The 21,449-nt window shown below is 37.5% G+C and carries 11 protein-coding genes; 5 read left to right on the top strand and 6 right to left on the bottom strand.

Annotated elements, in window-relative coordinates:
- Positions 1 to 1,787: 1,787 nt before the first annotated feature.
- Positions 1,788 to 2,216 carry a TonB system transport protein ExbD gene (exbD, locus tag HMPREF0693_RS09975; RefSeq protein ID WP_004245188.1) on the bottom strand — a complete coding sequence of 143 codons (429 nt, stop codon included), beginning with the start codon at positions 2,214 to 2,216 and terminating at the stop codon, positions 1,788 to 1,790.
- Positions 2,217 to 2,222: 6 nt separating this feature from the next.
- A complete protein-coding gene (gene exbB / locus HMPREF0693_RS09980; protein WP_004245189.1) occupies positions 2,223 to 3,233 on the bottom strand; it encodes a tonB-system energizer ExbB in 1,011 nt (336 codons plus the stop codon).
- A gap of 330 nt (positions 3,234 to 3,563) precedes the next feature.
- Here exbB and metC point away from each other — a divergent pair, with 330 nt between their 5' ends.
- Together metC and HMPREF0693_RS09990 are read left to right on the top strand one after the other, a co-directional pair.
- Complete coding sequence (gene metC / locus HMPREF0693_RS09985) at positions 3,564 to 4,757, top strand: cystathionine beta-lyase (protein WP_004245190.1); 1,194 nt, start codon at positions 3,564 to 3,566, stop codon at positions 4,755 to 4,757.
- Positions 4,758 to 4,881: 124 nt separating this feature from the next.
- A complete protein-coding gene (locus tag HMPREF0693_RS09990) occupies positions 4,882 to 5,553 on the top strand; it encodes a DedA family protein (protein ID WP_004245191.1) in 672 nt (223 codons plus the stop codon).
- Between the two features lie 176 nt (positions 5,554 to 5,729).
- On the opposite strand, the gene HMPREF0693_RS09995 is transcribed toward HMPREF0693_RS09990, so the two are convergent.
- Positions 5,730 to 6,512, bottom strand: coding sequence for a class I SAM-dependent methyltransferase (locus HMPREF0693_RS09995; protein ID WP_004245193.1), 783 nt, complete (start codon positions 6,510 to 6,512; stop codon positions 5,730 to 5,732).
- Between the two features lie 187 nt (positions 6,513 to 6,699).
- Here HMPREF0693_RS09995 and HMPREF0693_RS10000 point away from each other — a divergent pair, with 187 nt between their 5' ends.
- From HMPREF0693_RS10000 to HMPREF0693_RS10010, 3 genes are all read left to right on the top strand, one after another.
- Complete coding sequence (locus HMPREF0693_RS10000) at positions 6,700 to 7,857, top strand: iron-containing alcohol dehydrogenase (RefSeq protein WP_004248982.1); 1,158 nt, start codon at positions 6,700 to 6,702, stop codon at positions 7,855 to 7,857.
- A gap of 27 nt (positions 7,858 to 7,884) precedes the next feature.
- A complete protein-coding gene (gene dkgA / locus HMPREF0693_RS10005; RefSeq protein WP_004245195.1) occupies positions 7,885 to 8,715 on the top strand; it encodes a 2,5-didehydrogluconate reductase DkgA in 831 nt (276 codons plus the stop codon).
- Between the two features lie 298 nt (positions 8,716 to 9,013).
- Positions 9,014 to 16,090: an Ig-like domain-containing protein gene (locus tag HMPREF0693_RS10010; protein WP_017827377.1), complete on the top strand. Its 7,077-nt coding sequence runs from the start codon at positions 9,014 to 9,016 to the stop codon at positions 16,088 to 16,090.
- 71 nt (positions 16,091 to 16,161) lie between these two features.
- Here the strand turns inward: HMPREF0693_RS10010 and HMPREF0693_RS18585 are convergent, their stop codons facing one another.
- The 3 genes from HMPREF0693_RS18585 to carA form a co-directional block, all read right to left on the bottom strand.
- A complete protein-coding gene (locus tag HMPREF0693_RS18585; RefSeq protein ID WP_004245198.1) occupies positions 16,162 to 16,305 on the bottom strand; it encodes a Hok/Gef family protein in 144 nt (47 codons plus the stop codon).
- A gap of 482 nt (positions 16,306 to 16,787) precedes the next feature.
- Positions 16,788 to 20,015 (bottom strand): carbamoyl-phosphate synthase large subunit, encoded by a 3,228-nt coding sequence (gene carB / locus HMPREF0693_RS10015; RefSeq protein ID WP_004245199.1) that lies wholly within the window; start codon positions 20,013 to 20,015, stop codon positions 16,788 to 16,790.
- A 16-nt stretch (positions 20,016 to 20,031) separates the two neighbouring features.
- Positions 20,032 to 21,195 carry a glutamine-hydrolyzing carbamoyl-phosphate synthase small subunit gene (carA, locus tag HMPREF0693_RS10020; protein ID WP_017827376.1) on the bottom strand — a complete coding sequence of 388 codons (1,164 nt, stop codon included), beginning with the start codon at positions 21,193 to 21,195 and terminating at the stop codon, positions 20,032 to 20,034.
- Positions 21,196 to 21,449 lie beyond the last annotated feature (254 nt).

A 21,449-nucleotide genomic window follows, 5' to 3' on the forward strand; every position in this document is an offset into this window, starting at 1 on the left:
CCGCCTTTTTAACACTCCGACACAATAATGACTTGATCATTATCAAGCGATAATTCATTAAAAAATAAATTATTCTTTTATGCGAGAAAAAACGTTTCAGCTATTTAATGTTTAAGATGGATTTTTAATATATATGGTCAATTTAAAATTAATTATTCTTTATATAGTAATGATAAAATAAGTAGTAATAATTCTTATTATCAAAAAATGAGCTAATTAAAAATAATACAAATCATTTAAAATCAAACAGATACAGAAAACACAAAAAACAATCAATTTATAAGACAATATATTTAAAATAATACAAAAATAATAATTTATTATTTCTAATTTTCAACCCACATTATTAGAAATAACTTAATATATTTTTTTAATTATAAATATGATGGTTATTTTCATATTATCAACCTTTGTATTACATTATATAAATTGTTAAAAACTGGATTTTATAAATAATAAATAATTACATTAATATCTCTAATTTCATTACTAGATTGATTAATCAACAAAGTTATCTTCATTACGATCTTTATTGATGACTTTATCGTAATCAATACTTAAACCGTCTATATTTTAACCAGTAATCAACCTGTTTTTCTCATAATTTTTCATATAGTTATAAGTATATTCGTTTTTGGAATAACAATTTAGTGTCGTAAAAACGACTTGTTAGATAAGTAATCCATTATAACAACCGGTGGTTATCTCCCAGAAATACTCCACAATAGCTAATTAATATTATTTTGAAATTATTACTAATGGTTATTTTATAACATTGCGATTTTGCTAGTTGGATAACGCTAACTCAATTTTGATGTTAAATATTGGTAGCAAATTGATGCTTGATACTGACAAAGACAAAGTAATAATGTGTTTTTGGCACAATAGCAGAAAAATGTGCCACAAAATCTAAAAACGCCTCGCGAAGAATGTTAACAATTTGTTGGTGTAGCAGGACTTGCATAGATAGATAGATAGATAGATAGAAAACAACCGATGGTATAAGCGGGCTCTCGACAAGATGAAACACACATTTGCTGCGTAATAAAACAAAAAGCCATAGTACCGCGAAGTACTATGGCTTTTAAATTTATTAAAATAATAAAAATGCTATGTGTAGTTCTCTGCCTTTCTCTTTATATTTTACTCACAACCGACAAAAATATCCGTTGCAGTATAGATAAGTAAATAAAATCAACTTATCAGTAATTGAATGACTGAAAACAACGATCTACCTGGTGTAATAAAAAAAGTAAGTAACCAAAACGGAAACTTAGATAATAAATAAATTAGGCGTTGTTACAGGTTACAACATGTTTCAATTTGTAACTTGGGATGCATTATATCCAATAGAATTTTTTGCGCAAGTTTTTTTACACTTAAACCAAATAGCAATAAAAACATTATTAATCATGTGGTTATAGTTATATTTACCATAAGAACAAAAATATTTATCAAATAAAAAGTGAAAAAATATGAATAGTTAACGAATATTGATACTATTGGAACTTTAATAATAGTATCTACTTATTATTAATTGATTCAGCACATAATCACTTAAGTAATTTAATTAATACTGCTATACAAAATTTAATCTAAAGACGATTAACAACATTTAACACTAAAGCTAAATTTTATTTTAGCGCAACTATTAATATACTAGAAAAATAAATAGTACAAAAAGATAACCATATTTATATCTTTGGTGAATAAAAAAAGCACTCTATTAATCATTGCAATATGACTGATAGAGTGCTGATATTTTTAAGTATAATATGAGTAAAAAATTAGTTACCCGATGATACGGTTTCCATCCCCACTAGCCCTACTTTGAGGTATCCCGCCTTCCTTAATGAGTCCATTGCCCCCATTAAAGTTTCATAATCGACCGTTTTATCGGCTTGGAAAAAGATAGTCGTTTCTTTATTCGACTGCGTCATAGAATCCAAGACACTGGCCATCGTCTCATGAGTTACCATCTCTTCACCGATAAAAATCTGTTTATCTGATTTAATCGTCAAATAAACAGGTTTTTCTGGCCGAGGTTGAGGCTTGGCACTCGAAGCAGGTAAATTGACTTTAATATCAACCGTCGCTAAGGGGGCTGCTACCATGAAGATAATCAGCAATACTAACATCACATCAATAAAAGGTGTGACGTTAATATCATGCAATTCATTATCTTCACCTGAATCATTACCAAGATTCATTGCCATAATTCATTACCTTGATTTGCTGTTTTCAATATCTAAGTCACGACTGACTAAGGTCACTACACCTGTTGCAATATCGCCAATTTCACCACGATAACCGGAAATCATACGTGCAAAAATATTGTAAATAATGACCGCAGGGATAGCTGCAATCAAGCCGATGGCGGTTGCTAATAATGCTTCTGCGATACCGGGGGCAACCACCGCTAAGTTGGTAGTTTGAGAATGCGCAATACCAATAAAGCTATTCATGATCCCCCAAACCGTACCAAACAAACCGATAAAAGGAGAAATTGCCCCAATGGTCGCTAAATAACCATTACCACGTCCTAATTCACGAATAATAGCGGCGACACGACGCTCCATGCGCATCTCAACACGCTCTTTAATACCAGATGCAACGTGACTATCTTGAGAGTAAGTACGCTCTAATTCAGCATCATTAAAAAAGACGGCTGTCGCACTTTTATTGCCAAATTTTTGGCTAATCGCTAATGCCTCTTTGAGGGATTTCGCTTCTACTAATTGCGCACTTTCATTTCTTAAACGACGACGTAATGCTAATAAGTAGCTACCTTTAGCAAAGAACAGCGCCCAAGTGACAATAGAGGCGAGTAGCAAACCGATCATGACACTTTTTACCACGAGATCTGCATTGCGATACATTCCCATAACAGAGAGATCTTCAGCAAATCCCCCTCCAGTGACGATTTCAGGTGTCGCACCTTGCGTGGCATTTTCTGGCTCTAGAGCTGTCTGTGCAGCATCTCCTGTACTCGTCGATGTATTCTCTTCTGCCACTGGTGTTTCAAAAGTTGCCGTTTTGGCTGCTTCCCCCGTTGGCGTTGCCGTATTTTCTGCTGTTGGTGCAATCGTTGTAGTCGCCGTTCCCTGTGTAGAAGCGGTTGAAGAAGTGGCCGTAGTCGCAGGTTGCTCAGTTTGCTTAGCCGGTGTCGTATCCGCAAAAGCAGAGCCTGTCAGACCGATTGCCAATATAATAGAAGCTGTCAAATTACGCATCAGTTGGCCTTTTACTCTCTTTCTTATCTAATTATCTATTCAGTAATGAAGTTTCTATTTCACTACTTACCCAAAATCGTTTATTTACAATCATCCTGTTGCCATCAGGAAAAAGAGAAACGCTCAGATGATATCAAACATGAAGCATTTTGATAGTAATTATCATTACTATTTAGCCATTTTTTTTTCATTTGTCGATTTTTAAGACAATTTTTCGTTATTTCATATAACGTGAAATTTTATCAACTGTCGCGATCCTCTTTTGTACTTCAGTAAAAAATGCATTAACTTGAGGTAAACACATCATTACATAACAAGTAGGTATAAAGGATGACGCAAAAAAAACCAGAAACCTCACTGCTATTAAGTGGTCGATCAAAAAAATATTCACAAGGCGCAGTAAACCCTATTATACAGCGAACTTCATCGGTTATTTTTGATACGGTTGCCCAAAAACGTGAAGCCACCCAAAAACGAGCTGAAGGCGCTCTATTTTATGGGCGAAGAGGTACTACCACGCATTTTGCACTACAAGAGGCACTAACCGAACTAGAACAAGGGACCGGTTGCGCATTATTTCCATCAGGTGCGGCGGCTATTACTCAATCTATTCTTGCGTTTATTGAACAAGGTTGTCATATCCTTGTGACTGGTTCCGCTTACGATCCCACGCAAAATTTTTGTGATCAGATATTAAGTAAATTTTCTGTCACCACAACCTACTTTGATCCCTTAATCGGCACTGAAATTAGTCAATTATTACGCCCTGAAACAAAAATTGTTTTTCTAGAATCACCCGGCTCTATTACGATGGAAGTGCAAGATTTACAAGGTATTATCACTGCGGTAAGACACTATAACCCAAATATTATTATAATGATTGATAATACGTGGGCAGCAGGTTTATTACTTAAACCTCTTACTTTAGGTGCTGATATTTCTATCCAATCAGCGACCAAATATATTATTGGTCACTCAGATGGTATGTTAGGTTTTGCTGTTGCTAATCAACGTTGTTGGCCACAATTACGTGAAAACACGTATTTATTAGGCCAGTGCGCAGATCCGGATACAGCTTATATGGCAGCTCGTGGTTTAAGAACCTTAGCAGTTAGAATGAAACAACATGAGCAAAGTGGATTAGAAATTGCGCGTTGGTTAAAACAGCACCCGCTAGTGGATAATGTCTACCATCCAGCACTCTCTTCTTGTCCGGGGCACACCTATTTTCAACGTGATTTTACTGGAAGTAATGGGTTGTTCTCTTTTAGTCTAAAAAAGATCCTCACCACTGAGGAATTTTCACGTTTTCTTGATAACTTATCCCTGTTTAAAATGGCCTTTTCATGGGGTGGATTTGAATCTCTTATTTTAGGCTATCATCCCAATGATATTAAAGCGATGCGACAATATGACACTCAGCCCACTCTCGCAGGAACCTTATTTAGAGTACATATCGGCTTAGAAAATATTGATGATTTAATTGAAGATCTAGAGCAAGCATTTTTACGTATTTCTAACTAATTCATCTCTTTTTTTATTAAAAAAAAGCTATCCCTGTGGTTTCACAGGGATTAAATCAAACGATCATCTTCTTTTTACGTTAGAATAGCTCTCATATAGTTTTTTTGTGATGCGAGTTCGCCGAATGGATACATTAAAAGAGATAATTCACGCGCTACTGCAACATGATTATATGGTGCTAGCTGATCCAAATATTTTGTGGATTATTTATATTGTTCTTTTTGTTATTATTATGCTGGAAAATGGGGTTCTACCTGCCGCATTTCTACCCGGCGATACATTATTAATTCTCTGTGGTGCATTAATTGCCAAAGATGTTTTACATTTCTTGCCAACCATTATTGTGTTAGGTACTGCCGCGAGTATTGGTAGCTGGCTTGGATTTCTGCAAGGCCGCTGGCTAAGTGATACTAAAGTGGTCAAACGTTGGATGGCTCAATTACCCGAACAATATCACCATAAAGCCAATGATCTTTTCCATCGTCGAGGCCTGTACGCACTATTAATTGGCCGTTTTATCGGTTTTGTACGTACATTACTACCAACTTTGGCCGGTTTATCTGAATTACAACAACGTCGCTTCCAACTATTTAACTGGATTAGTGGCTTCTTATGGGTCGGTCTTATTGTCTCATTAGGTTATATACTGAACCTGATCCCTTTTATTCAAAAACATGAAACATTGGTGATGAATATTCTTATGACATTACCAGTATTACTATTAACTGCCGGTTTAATTGGCTCTATTGTGATGTATATTCGTCATCGTAAAAGTAGCAATAACAGCGCCAAATAAGCCATTTCGAGTAACACCAAAAACGCCATTATTTAAAGTGAAATAATGGCGTTTTTTATGTATTATTCGATGCTGTGACACACGTTCAGTTGTTCATTTTCTTATCTCCTATCCTATTAAGATATTTATAAAACAGATTTATTATTGTAATGGTAATATTTCAACTAATTGATTTATTATATTTTAATGGCTTTCGAAGCAAGAAATGTTGGAATATAACTATCAATTAAAAAACGAGCCTGAGGAGCAAAATCTTCAACAAAATCTTGTAATAAAAAACCTGCTCTTAATTGCCCACCAATCAAATCTGTCAACGAATGACCAAATACAAGTCCGTCTCCCTTTGCAATTTTTTCTTGCAAAATATCTGAAGGTAATGAATTTTGATCACTATAAGGCAAACGATAAGTCGGTCTCATTAATCCTTGTGCACGCAATGCCTGATTTCTGTCATCAACAAAAACTACAGGGTTATAAAAACTCGCCATAAGAACTCCGTTTTTTCTCAATACACGATAACATTCTTGCCAAACAGGATTAACATCAGGTACATAAAGATTTGAAATTGGATGAAAAACAATATCAAAACTTTCATCAGAAAATACCGATAAATCAGCCATATCCCCTTGTTGAGTAGTTAAAGCTAACTGATGTTTTTGTGCCAATTGACTATCTTTACTCAGTTGCCCTTCAGATAAATCAAAAACGGTCACAATACCACCAGCAGCAGCTAAAATAGGTGCTTGTTGCCCACCAGCTGAAGCTAAGCAGAGTATATTTTTACCTTTAATATCTGCTAACCACTCCTTTTTAACGGGATTCGGCGTTAAATGTACTTTCCAGTTTCCTTTTTTTGCCTCGATAATTTCTTTATCGTCCACGGGTTTAGACCATTGATTTTGCATTGCGGCTTGTTTATCCCAATGAGCTTGGTTTAATGTTAAATAATGACTTTTCATACTACTCCTTATAAATTAACTACAATTAATAACTATAGTTATGAAAAAAAGGGTTTAACACTCGCATTCATAACCCCGCTGTTATAGTGATGTCATATTATCCCGTCTATATACAGTGAAATAATTTTTCCTAATGATTTGTCATGCTACAGCATATCAAGAACATAAAATTAAGGTGGAAACAACCATGCAAAATTTCACTTATTACTCCCCCACTCGAATTCATTTTGGTCAAGGACAAATTGCAAAATTACGTTCTGAAATTGGGAAAAATGAAAGAATTTTATTAACTTATGGCGGTGGAAGTATTAAGCGCAATGGGATACTTGATCAAGTGCATGCGGCCTTACCAGGGTATCAAATTCATGAGTTTGGCGGTATTGAACCCAATCCTTCGTATGAAACGCTAATGAAAGCTGTTGCTTACGCTCGTTATCACGGTATTACTCATTTACTGGCTGTAGGAGGAGGCTCTGTTGTTGATGGAACCAAATTTATTGCGGCTGCAATACCTTATCAAGGAGAGCCTTGGGAGATTGTCACTAGCCGAGGTCAGGCAATTGAAAAAGCACTGCCATTAAGCTGTGTACTAACCCTTCCAGCAACTGGATCTGAAACCAATTGTTTTTCCGTGATCAGTAAAAAACAAACGATGGATAAACAAAGTTTTGCTAGCCCACATGTTTATCCTCATTGCGCTATTTTAGATCCAACTGCAACGTTTTCTTTACCACCAAGACAAACCGCTAATGGCGTTGTTGACGCATTTATTCATATTTTAGAGCAATATCTCACTTATCCGGTAAATGCGCTTGTACAAGATGAGTATGCAGAAGGCCTATTAAGGATCTTAATCGAAGAAGGACCGAAAGCCCTCACCTCACCACAAGACTACGATATCCGTGCTAATATAATGTGGACAGCATCCCAAGCACTTAATGGTATTCTTGGTGTCGGTGTACCGCAAGATTGGGCAACCCATGCATTAGGCCATGAAATTACTGCATTACACGGGCTTGATCACGCACAAACCCTCGCGATTGTCTTACCCGCGCTATTAAACGAAAAACGTCAGGAGAAATACGCTAAGTTGATCCAATATGCACAAAAAGTGTGGGGGATCCATCAAGGCTCTGATGCATTTAAAATCGATAGCGCCATCAATGAGACTCGTAAATTCTTTGAACGCATGGGACTAAAAACACGGCTGTCTGACTTTAATATCAGTGAAGCGGATATTCCAGCCTTAGTGCAAAAACTGCAACAACATGGACAAACCGCACTCGGTGAACATCAGGATATCACCTTGGAAGTCAGCCAGCGTATCTATATGGCAGCACTCTAAGTACTTAAAGGCAACTGGAGGTATATAATGAGTAATCCTAAATTGATCCAACTATCTGATGGCAACACTATCCCACAACTTGGACTTGGGGTTTGGCAAGCAGATAATGATCAAGTTATTAAAGCGGTACATCATGCTTTCGACACAGGTTATCGTCTGATTGATACCGCCGCTATTTATCATAACGAAGAAGGTGTTGGTAAGGCATTAAAGCAAAGCACTATTCCTCGAGACGAATTATTTATTACCACCAAATTATGGAACAACGATCAATCCCATGCTCGTGGTGCATTACTTGAAAGCCTTGAGCGATTACAACTTGATTATGTTGATCTCTATTTAATGCATTGGCCAGTGCCATCTCGCGAGCTATACCTTGACGCTTGGAAGCAGATGATTGTGTTACAAAAAGAGGGACTGGTTAAAAGTATTGGGGTATGTAATTTTAAAGAAGAGCACCTTGAGCGCATTATTACAGAAACGGGCGTTTCCCCTGTCATTAATCAGATTGAAATTCACCCATTGATGCAACAAGCTTCATTAAGAGCTTGGAATACCACCCATAATATTGTGACAGAATCATGGAGTCCTTTAGCACAAGGTGGCGAAGGCGTGTTTGATCAACCAATTATTCAGAAACTGGCAGAAAAATACCAAAAAACACCGGCACAAATTGTGTTACGTTGGCATTTAGATAGTGGCTTGGTTGTTATTCCTAAATCAGTTACCCCTTCTCGTATTGAAGAAAACTTCCATATCTTTGATTTCAAATTAGAAAAAGAAGAAGTTGCTGAAATAAAACAACTAGATAAAGGAAAGCGGTTGGGGCCTGATCCTGATACTTTTGTTGATATCTAGTATTTCACGCTCTATAAGTAAGCCAATAGTACTCTTGCTATTGGCTTTTTATTAACTATACCAATGATATATATTTTATATCATTACACTTTAAAATAAGACAAAGTAAATTTATTGTTTTTTAATATATGATTAGCGCATGTCTAACTAAGTCAAATTAAATCTTTATTTACATTTAAAATTTTCATCTGCTATTTTTTATATATTGTTAAGTTAGTTACTTAAAGTTCAGTTTCTGATATCTAAAAAAACTATAAATACGAAAATCTCATCATTATTTGTTACGATGAGTTTAAAAATGACGACGTTAAATAATGTACCTTCCCCACGCCCCAGTTCTATTACGAGAAAAGTCGCTTGGCTTAATATTTTTATACAATTAGCATTTCCTATTGTGACAACCATGCCTACGCAGACTTTTGCCAATGAGAATAATTTTAAAAAACATAATATTAGCGATATAAATCAACAAAATACTTATCAAGTCAAAGCGGGTGATACCCCAGAATCTATCGCAAAAAAATTTAATATAAAATTATTTAAATTGATTGAAGCTAATCCACAACATGTATCGTTAACGGGTGAGCTAAAAATAAATGATGGAACTATTCTTAATATTCCTAATGAATATTTATTAAAAAAAAAGTGGCTCAATAATCAAGATGAGGCAATCCCCTCAACAGAGGGCGAAGAGCTCGCTAAAATTATTGTTGATAATTCATTTTTACTCAATAAAGATATCGATGTAACACAATATGCAATTAGCCAAATCTCCAGTAAATCCAATCAGAAAATAGAACAATGGCTTAATCAATTTGGGCATGCGCGAGTTTCACTTTCAGCAGATAAAAATCTCACCTTAAAAAATAGCTCAGCGGAATTGTTAATTCCATTATATGAACAAAAAGAAAAGCTGATCTTTGCTCAAACTAACTATCATCGCAAAGATCTTCGTAGCCAATTTAATTATGGTATTGGTTATCGCTATTTTACTGAAAAATTTATGGTCGGCATTAATGGCTTTTATGATCATGATTTAACGCATCATCATAATCGTTTGGGAATTGGCGCCGAAATTTGGCGAGACTATTTCAAATTAAGTTCTAACCATTATCACCGTCTATCAAGTTGGCGAGCCTCTAATAATATCTTAGATTATAGTGAACGCCCTGCGAATGGTTGGGACATTCGAACAGAAGGCTATTTTCCAGCTTATCCACAATTAGGCACTAAATTAATCTTTGAACAATACTACGGTAAAGAAGTTGGTCTATTTGGCAAAGATAAACGGGACAAAAATCCACATACCTACACATTAGGGATTAATTATACTCCGATACCATTAGTCACATTAAATGCCGAGCGTCGTATTGGCTTACATGATCGTGCTGATAATAACTTGAATATCAACTTGTCCTACCGCATAGGAGAATCACTCGCTTCACAACTTAATCCTGATAATGTCAAAGCAATACGTACATTAGCAGGAAGTCGTTATGACTTTGTTAATCGTAATAACGATATGATTTTAGAATATAAAAAGGAAACTTTAGTTTTCCTTTCTATGGTTGATTCAATAAATGGTTATGCTAAAGAGGAGCGCGATTTACAAGTTCAAGTAAAAACAAAATATCCGTTAGCCAATATTGAATGGTCCGCAAGTAAGTTAAATGCCCAAGGCGGGCAAATAAAACATCATGGTGGAACTCACTACACCGTGATTTTGCCTCAATATCAAATTGGTGCAATTGAGAAAAATAGCTATATCATTAGTGCTGTTGCCATTGATACCCATGGCAATCGTTCAGCGCCTGTTCAAACAACGGTTATTGTAGATAAATCGTTAATCAATACGCGTAATAGCCTATTTTCACCTAAACAGAGCCAACTATTCGCTAACGGTGAAGCAACCCAAAAGTTAATATTATCCATCGTTGATAATGATAATTTACCCGTTGATATTGATAGTAAAGAAATTACTTTACAGCAACAGTCTGATACAGAAAAAGGCAATAGCCGTATTTCTACTTTCTCTCGTTTAGCTGCTGGGAAATATCAATTAACGGTTACAGCAGGAAGCATACCGGAAAAATTAACCCTAACCCCCGTATTCCGTGATAATACCTTCAACTCAGCAACCGTGACACTTATTGCCGATAATCAAACTGCCCATATTGCAAAAGGCAACCTAACGGTTACAAAAGATAACGCGCCAGCCGACGGTAAAAGTCAAAATAAAATCAAAGTACGAGTCACTGATAGCAACCACAATCCATTGGCTCATTATCCAGTCAACTTTACTGCCAGTAATGGTGCTAATGTCATTAGCTCAAGAAAAACGGATGAACAAGGTGAGATTATTGCTTCAGTGACTAATACTCAAGTAGGGAGTTCGCAGATTGGTGTACAAGTAAAAGGGATAACCTATTCGACTGAAGTCCATTTTAGTGTGGATAATGATAGCGCCTATATTCCACAACAAAACTTCACGATCACACCACCACTTTCTCTAGCCGATGGTAAAACAGAAAAAACCATTTCATTACAAGTTGTTGATAAGCAAAATAATCCGATACCCGCTACTCATGTGACATTATCGGCAGATAACCAAGCACAATTAAAACAAACCATATTAACCACAGACGAGCAAGGTAAGGCGACCACCACTATGATAAGTAAAGTCGCCGGTACGGTCACCGTGAGGGCCAAAATAAACGACAAGATGACTCACGCGACAACCCAATTTATCGCCAACCAAGCTAAGGGGGTTATTGTCTCCATAACCGCATCCTCTACAACTCATGTCGCAGATGGTCAAACCCCTGTCTTCCTTACTGCATTAGTACAAGATCAGTTTGGTAAGCCGCTCCCTCATGCACAAATTAGCTGGGAAACTGAGCACGATAAAAGTATTGTTAACATTGAACATACCACAATGACTAATGAGCAAGGGATCACCACCAACAAGTTAACCAGTACACAAGCACTCAGTGTGCGGGTAACTGCGCGTATAAATAACAATGCCTTTACTGCTGAGCCAATTACTTTTATTGCTAATGGGCAACAAGCTTTGATTAGTGAATTATTGGTTAATAAAAATCAGATTGTTGCAGATAAGCAAGATCCCGCAGAACTTACTGCAATAGTAACAGATAAACTGGGTAATCAACTTCCTGATACTATTGTTAATTGGCAAGGGAGTGCTGGTACTCAATTTGCTCAGCAACAAACTAAGACCGATGCTCAAGGTATCGCCAAAAATACGCTAACAACATCACAATCAGGTATCACAACCATCACCGCGCGATTAAATAATGGTCAACATGCACAAACTAACTTAGTTGCCGTTGCAGATCTCAAAAGTGCCACTCTCACATTAACGACATTAAATAATAAGCAATCTGCCATAGCAGATAACCAAGATAGCATTACCGTAGTAGCAAACTTAACTGATGCTTATCATAACCCATTGAAAAATATCCCTGTCTATTGGCAATCAAGTATTAATCATATTGATGAAACTACTACTCAAACAGATGAAAAAGGCAGAACGCAAGTTGTCATTTCAGGAACCAAAGCACAGCCAACAACAATTACCGCCTATTTATCAAATAAAGAGAAAAAAAGCATTCAGGTAACCTTTGTTGCGGGAGCGCCAGTGCAACAAAATAGTTATTTGACGATTGAACCACAATCTATCATTGCCGATGGTAATGCCTTTGCTGTGGGTAAAATAGACCTGCGTGATAAATTTGATAATCCGGTAATAGGTCGTAGTAACGATATTGCGTTAATTGGGGATAACAGCACCATCCAATTCAGTAAAATCACAGAAACGGCTAACGGCAATTATCAAGCTCATATTAGAGGTACAAAAGCGGGACTCAGTCAAATTACCGCCACTATTGATAGTATTACGGTAACGCAATCTTTAGGATTTTTAACAGATAATAAAACAGTCAAGATCCACTCCGTTAAGGTTATGGCACCTTATACCGTAACAGCGAATGGTAAAGACAAAGTCATTATTCAAGCACAAATCACCGATAAACATAACAATCCAGTATCAAAAGGCGTTACTGTCGGTTGGATAAGTGATCTCGGTAAGCTTGCAGCACCATTAAGCATGACCAATAAGCAAGGAATAGCTGAAATTACCCTCTCAAGTACTCAGGCAGGAAAAGCGAAAGTAACGGCAGTGCTCAATAACCAACAATCTGTCAATGCTGATCACATTGTCACCTTTACGGAAGGTGATATTTCGGCCTCTCTTTCTACTGTTGCCATATTCCCTGACACTATTGTAGCAGGGGCAAATAAAGCGACCGTAACAATAACCTTAAAGGATAAAGAAGGTAATTTATTGCCCAACTTAGCCAATAAAATCACCTTAACGCCGCAGACTAATTTACAAACAACGATTACGCCCTTTAAAGAGAAACAAAAAGGCATTTATCAAGCCCAAGTGAGCGCATTAAAAACCGGAAAAACCTCGTTATCGGCTCACGTTGCTCCATTAGCAATAAAACAATCCGTTTCTTTAACGGTGCTCCCTAATAACACAACAGCAAAGGTGAAAAACTTTACTATTAGCAATATGCAACCACATGCTGGGGAGTCTATTACTTATAAAGCCTATTTAGTTGATAACCATGATAATCCTGTCGGTATGGGTGTACCTGTCGCTTGGTCAACGAATGAAGGTAGTCAACTCGAAACACCATTAACTTTTACAGATGATAATGGTGTAGCAATAGTTGGATTATCTCGACGCTCTGTCGGTGTTGCCAAAGCCAGCGCAATATTAGCAACAGGTACTTATATAGCAGATGATGTTCACTTTTTAACGGGTCACATTGATGAAACGATGTCAGAACTGTCGTTGAACCCGAGTCAAATCATTGCTAATGGCAAAGATAAGGCATTATTGACATTTGTTATTAAAGATAAAAATGGAAATATCATCCCCAACCAACAAGTAAGCGGATTTTCTAAAAATCCAACCATCAAATTTAGTCAAGCACAACAAATATCACCGGGACGCTATGAGATTGAAATAACAGGAACTCAATCGGGCACAGCACAGATTGGTGTTATGGTAAATGGCACCCATTTCAAAAAACAAAAAATATTACAACTTAATGCCGATGTGACGACATGGAAAATACGCGCTGTTGAGGTTGATAGAACAACCATAACCGCAGGAGATAAAGGTGTTAACTACCAAGCAACTGTCGTTGATGCCAATAATAATGTATTACCTAATGTTATTGTGTCATGGAAATTACTCGGATCAGCAGATGATTATCATTACAGCACTTATACTAATGATAAGGGGATAGCAACGAATCGAGTGACTAGTCATGTCTCGGGACGCTTGAAGATGAGCGCTTATCTTGATTCTAATAATTATAAATCAACACAAGATATTACTGTAATACCGGCTGAAATAGATATTCATAAATCAACCTTTAATAGTCATCGTCGTTCTATAAATGCTGATAATAAAGATAGTACGTTATTAAGCGTAAAATTAATGGATAAATACGGTAATACCATTGATGGTAAGAATGTTGAGATTAAAACTATCAGTGGTAAGCCTAATTTTAGTGACAATCCATTAAAGTCAGTGGGCAATGGTGAATATCAAACAAATGTTACAGCAAATACGATGTCCGATATTATCTTAACCGCTCAAGCTGAAACAATAACTATCGCAGAGCCATTGACGATTAAAGTGGCTATCCCTAAATCTGAAATTACCTTTGAGAAACCTATCCAACAGGAAATCTACAAATCAACTGTGATTGATGCGTTAAGTTATAAAGGTGTACCACAAAATATGCAGGTAATATGGTCAAGCTCTGATCCTACTGTTGCTTCCATTGATACAACAAGTGGGCAAATCTCCATGAAAAAGGCTGGTACTACAATTATTACCTTACAAACCTTAGGTAATGAGCAATATCCATCAGCTAAAAATAGCTATCCTTTAGTGATAGAAAAAGCGCCACCCAAACTGAAAGTAACCTCTCCTCACACCATACAATCGATCTGGAATGATGGCATTACCCATCAAATAACAGCGGAATTTGATAATCCAGAGGTTAAAAATACCCCCATTCATTTCTCTAGTAGCGATACCTTGGTAGCCACCATTGATAGTAAAGGTAACTTAACCGCCATTAAACCAGGAAAAACAAAAATAGTAATACAAAGTGATGCTACAGATAAATTCCTAGCTGATAGACAAACTGTAGACTATCAGCAAGAAAAAGCTGCACTAAGTTATTATTTTAAAAAGAATTATATTGTATTAACACCTGATTCTGCTGCAGATAAATTATTGATGGCTCAAAGCCCTACGCCAGATGTCCCCGTTGAAGCGAATGCAACTTGGTATAGTAGTCAACCTAACATAGTTGAAATCACCCCAGATGGGATTATCAAAAACCTTAATATTGGGCAAACAACATTAACACTTGAGGTGAAAAATAATAATTATTTTCAAGATCATGAGCAAAGCTATAACGTCATTATACAAGCATCGCCTCGCATCAAAATTAACTCATTTGAGTTTCTATCTGCGGGAGAGAGCAAATCAAATACACATTTGGATGATTTAACTTGGCAACCTTTATACACTTCAGACGATCAGTTTATTGTTAAATGGTCTTCATCAGACACACCTAAAGCGATTAACTTCGAGTTATTTGATGAAAACGGCACTTCTATCGCCTTAGAAGAAAGACAAAACTATGCACCTAAATATAATATACATGACCCAGTAAAAATTCAGGTACCGAAACAATATCTAACCAGTCCAAAACAATTAACACTAGAAGTCACAACCTTTGATAGTAATAATCAGCCTTATGTCGATCCTAAAAAGTATAAAATTAATATTGACTATTTTCCTGCCAATAACGCATATAAAATAATCTCTCTTGATTATAATTCTAAATTTATCTATACAGATACAGGTACCCTTGCTTCATCTTGTCAAAATGGTTGGTCAACCACTACAACACATCTTATTTTAACGCCAAGATTAGTATTTAAAGGTGAGCCGAAAAAGTTACTTTATCCCATTTATATTACTACGGAATTATATGATGTAACATTAAATCCATCGGATAAACTCATCGGACATATTAATGAGAAATTAACTTATCCAGATAAGATTATATTTAGCGAGCATTCTAAAAAAATAGCTGAAATATCGCCGACATCAGCACACTACGCATTAGACGAAGAATGTAGAATTAATGATTCTGGTCATGGTACGTTAAAAGCAAATATAACCATAGGTAACAGATCCAGTTATCTTAAAAAAGAATTTCATTGGGATGGCCAAATAGGGGGATATTTTTAAAGACCGGGTGCTTGTACCACATATCTCACAACTTGAACAAAAATTGGGGGGAGGAAACCTCCCCCATCAAGCTATTGATGACACATCAAAACAGCTTGAACGACCATGTTTCCGTTACTAATGTTAAGCGAACATAATCGTTCACCGACAATTAAAGCAAACATAAGTACCGTCACACAGACAACCGTAATGCCAAATAAGGTTATTTTCGTCAATTTGATTGACTCCTTTTAATAAAGGAGGCAGAATCAAGTTGTTGAGCTTTGAGACTGCCTCGGATTTTATGAAAATAAAATTCGGGGCTTTTGTCTTTTTGGCTCTAGCGCAATGCTTGAACCAAAACGATCCAAGCACCCACCGCTATAGTAGCAGAATTTTCCCTCACCTCTATACCTTACTGGTAGTATTTTTTAAAATTAATCAAATTAAAACAACATGTTACATGAATAACTAATAAATATTCTTGTTGACACTGACATCTAAAAAAGACAAAATCAATCCGCTAAAACAAAGAAATTTACTTATTTTATTTTCTTGCCTCCATTCTTGAAAAAAGATCTGCACCCACCTCTTTGTTTTGCACTCGCCCTACATGTCGTTATGTGGGGCTTTCTTTTTTCTATTACATAGAAAAAAAGAAAAATCCCGAATAGGTAATTAATACCTATTCGGGATTGGTATAACGACAACTAAAAAGTTAAGATTTTTTTATCTTTGCATGCATCTCTTGGACTGAAATAACATCAATAGTAGGATCAGCACTCAATGACAGTGTTGTCGCAAATCCGCCATTTAATGTGGTGTCATAGTGAACTTTATATTGTAATGCACTACGGCGGATCAGTTTTGAATCCTCAATAGCTTGGCGACCGGCAGTCGTATTGACAATATAGTCATACTCACCATTTTTAATTCTATCTTGAATATGAGGTCGCCCTTCATGCACTTTATTCACTAGGCGAGGATTGATACCGGCTTCCCCCAAGACAATGGCAGTACCATGTGTTGCATCTAACTCAAAACCATTTTTCAATAGCTTAGTTGCTAAATCAACGACACGTTTTTTATCACCTTCACGAACCGAAAGTAGCGCTCTTCCTTTTTTCTTCATGGTGGAATTGCTACCTAACATCGCTTTAGCAAAAGCTTGTGCAAAAGTAGCACCAACCCCCATCACTTCACCGGTAGATCGCATTTCAGGCCCTAAAATAGGGTCGACACCTGAGAATTTATTAAAGGGGAGTACCACCTCTTTAACCGAGTAGTAAGGAGGGATCACCTCTTTGGTAACGCCTTGCTGTTCAAGACTTTGTCCTATCATTACTCGAGCAGCAACTTTTGCTAATGGCACACCGGTTGCTTTAGAGACAAAAGGCACTGTACGTGCGGCGCGAGGATTCACTTCGATAAGATAAACATCATTACCTTTCACCGCAAACTGTACGTTCATCAACCCTTTAACGCCTAATTCAAAAGCAAGTTCACGTACTTGCTTGCGCATTATATCTTGAATATCTTGGCTTAAAGTATAAGCAGGTAGAGAGCAAGCAGAGTCTCCAGAGTGAACACCCGCTTGTTCGATATGCTCCATAATACCGCCTATCACCACTTGCTGACCGTCACAAATCGCATCAACATCCACTTCAATGGCATCATCTAGGAATCGGTCTAACAGTACGGGAGCATCATTAGAAACACTGACCGCCGTTTGGAAATAACGACGTAAATCAATTTCATCGTAAACAATTTCCATTGCTCGTCCACCAAGGACATAAGATGGACGTACCACCAGCGGGTAACCAATAGATTTTGCCTTATCTACCGCTTCTTCTAATGTCGTCACTGTGGCATTTTCTGGTTGTTTTAACCCTAACTTATCCACGGCTTTTTGGAAACGTTCTCTGTCTTCTGCCTTATCGATTGCATCAGGACTGGTGCCGATAACAGGCACCCCTTCAGCTTCTAAAGCTCTTGCTAATTTTAATGGCGTTTGACCACCATATTGCACAATCACGCCTTGTGGTTTTTCGATCCGTACTATTTCTAATACATCTTCAAGGGTGACTGGCTCAAAATAAAGTCTATCGGAAGTATCATAATCCGTTGAAACCGTTTCTGGATTACAATTGACCATAATGGTTTCATACCCATCTTCCCGTAATGCTAGAGCGGCATGAACACAACAATAATCAAATTCTATCCCCTGACCGATACGATTTGGACCACCACCTAAGACCATCACTTTAGGTTTGTCTTGATTTGGATCCGACTCACACTCTTCTTCATAAGTGGAGTACATATAAGCGGTATCCGTAGCAAATTCTGCCGCACAAGTATCAACCCGTTTATAAACTGGGTGTAATTGATATTGTTCTCTTAATTGGCGAATGGTTTGCTCTTTCACATTCAAGATATTAGCTAGGCGCGCATCAGCAAAACCTTTACGTTTTAATTGACGCAAGAAATCAGCATTTAGACCAGCTAAACCAAGTTGTGCCACTTGCTCTTCTAGGCGAACAATCTCTTCTATTTGCACTAAGAACCAACGATCGATATTGGTGAGATTAAACACCCCATCAACCGACATTCCAGCGCGGAAAGCATCCGCGATATACCAAATGCGATCCGATCCGGCTTCTTTTAATTCACGACGAATTTTGGTGAGCGCTTCGGGATCGTCGAGGTTTACTTTAGGATCAAACCCAGTTGCACCAACCTCTAGTCCGCGTAATGCTTTTTGCATTGACTCTTGTTGAGTACGCCCAATAGCCATCACCTCACCAACAGATTTCATTTGCGTGGTTAAACGGTCATTGGTACCGGCAAATTTTTCAAAGTTAAAGCGAGGGATTTTAGTCACTACATAATCAATAGAAGGTTCAAAAGAGGCTGGGGTTCTTCCTCCAGTGATATCATTCATCAACTCATCGAGGGTATAACCTACTGCAAGTTTTGCCGCGACTTTTGCAATTGGGAAACCTGTTGCTTTTGACGCTAATGCTGATGAGCGAGAAACACGAGGGTTCATTTCAATAACAATTAAACGCCCTGTTTTAGGATCAACGGCAAATTGCACATTGGAGCCACCGGTTTCAACCCCAATCTCGCGTAATACTGCCATCGAGGCATTACGCATAATTTGATATTCTTTGTCTGTTAGCGTTTGCGCTGGAGCAACCGTGATAGAGTCACCGGTATGGATCCCCATCGCATCAAAGTTTTCAATGGAGCAAACGATAATGCAGTTATCATTTTTATCGCGCACCACTTCCATTTCATACTCTTTCCAGCCAATTAATGATTCATCAATTAATAGTTCATTTGTCGGTGATAAATCTAAACCTCGAGTACAAATTTCTTCAAATTCTTCACGATTATAGGCGATCCCGCCTCCCGTTCCCCCCATAGTAAATGAAGGGCGAATAATACAAGGGAAACCCACTTGCTCAGCCACTGCAAATGCTTCGTCCATAGTATGAGCGATGCCTGAACGAGCCGTATCCAGACCAATTTTTTTCATCGCTTTATCAAAGCGTTGTCTATCTTCCGCTTTATCAATAGCATCAGCCGTTGCACCTATCATTGTTACGCCAAATTCAGTTAACACCCCTTGACGCTCTAATTCTAAGGCACAGTTTAATGCCGTTTGTCCGCCCATTGTCGGTAATATGGCATCAGGGCGCTCTTTCTCAATAATCTTTCTGACCACTTGCCAATGAATAGGCTCAATATAAGTGGCATCTGCCATTTCAGGATCTGTCATAATGGTAGCAGGATTTGAATTTACCAAAACAACACGATATCCCTCTTCGCGCAGTGCCTTACACGCTTGTGCGCCTGAATAATCAAATTCACACGCTTGACCAATCACAATCGGGCCTGCACCTAAAATCAGGATTGTTTTAATATCTGTTCTTTTAGCCATTTTTTTCACTCCTGATTTATTTGTTTGTCACTGATTGCAGGTTTTGACGATATTGCTCAATAAGTTCAATAAAGTGATCAAAAAGCGGCGCCGCATCATGAGGCCCTGGGCTCGCTTCTGGGTGACCTTGGAAACTAAATGCAGCTTTATCTGTGCGATGAATACCTTGTAGCGAACCATCAAATAGTGATTTATGTGTCACCCTTAAACAATCAGGTAATGATACTTCATCAACAGCAAAGCCGTGGTTTTGGGCGGTGATCATCACACTGTTATTATCTAAATCTTTAACGGGATGATTGCCACCATGATGACCAAATTTCATTTTTACGGTTTTTGCACCACTCGCCAAGGCTAATAATTGATGCCCTAAGCAGATACCAAATACTGGAATATCGGTAGTTAAGAAAGTTTGGATGGCGTCAATTGCATAATCACAGGGCTCTGGATCCCCCGGACCATTAGAGAGAAAAATGCCATCAGGTGAGAGCGCTAACACTTCTTGGGCTGAGGTTTGTGCTGGAACCACTGTCACTCGACAGCCTCTATCCACCAACATACGTAAAATATTACGTTTCACACCAAAATCATAGGCCACCACATGTAAAGGGAGATCTTGTGGTGATTGAGTGGCGGGCAACTCCCCTGTTAATGTCCAACTGCCTTGTGTCCATTGATAAGGTTGTTTCACTGTCACCGTTTTCGCCAAATCCATTCCTTTTAATCCTGGAAACGCTTTCGCTTTTTCAAGCGCTTGTTTAGCATCAAGATGAGTGCCTGCGATAATACAACCGTTTTGTGCGCCTTTTTCTCTCAATAATCGCGTCAATTTACGTGTATCAATATCAGCTATCGCCACAATCTGATGACGTTTAAGGTAATCGGCTAAGCTCTCTTCGGCACGATAATTACTCATCACTAGGGGTAAATCGCGAATAATTAACCCTTGAGCATGGATAGTTGCTGATTCTTCATCTGAGGAATTAACGCCGGTATTGCCAATATGAGGATAGGTGAGAGTAACAATTTGTTGGGAGTAAGAAGGGTCGGTTAATATTTCTTGGTAACCGGTCATGGAAGTATTAAAAACGACTTCACCGATAGCAGCGCCTTCTGCGCCTATCGACCTGCCGTGGAATTCGGTCCCATCTTCTAGAACCAGTATAGCTGATTTAATCAAAACGCCCTCCAGAGAATAATAAATCACATTTCATGCATATTAATTCAGATTTAAGACTCTAAATCAATGCCAAAAACATAAATTTGGGCAAATTTTTGGCAAATTGGGCGCATTCTAAAGATCCCATGAGCAGATGTCTAGAAAAAACACTCTTTTAATTAAAAAAATATCAATCATTAGCAATTTAATCAGCTAAATGACAATTTCTATCACCAATCTTACAAATTTAACCGTTTGCTTACCAAGATATTTTA

It is taken from the genome of Proteus mirabilis ATCC 29906, from assembly GCF_000160755.1.
Lineage (GTDB): Bacteria > Pseudomonadota > Gammaproteobacteria > Enterobacterales > Enterobacteriaceae > Proteus > Proteus mirabilis.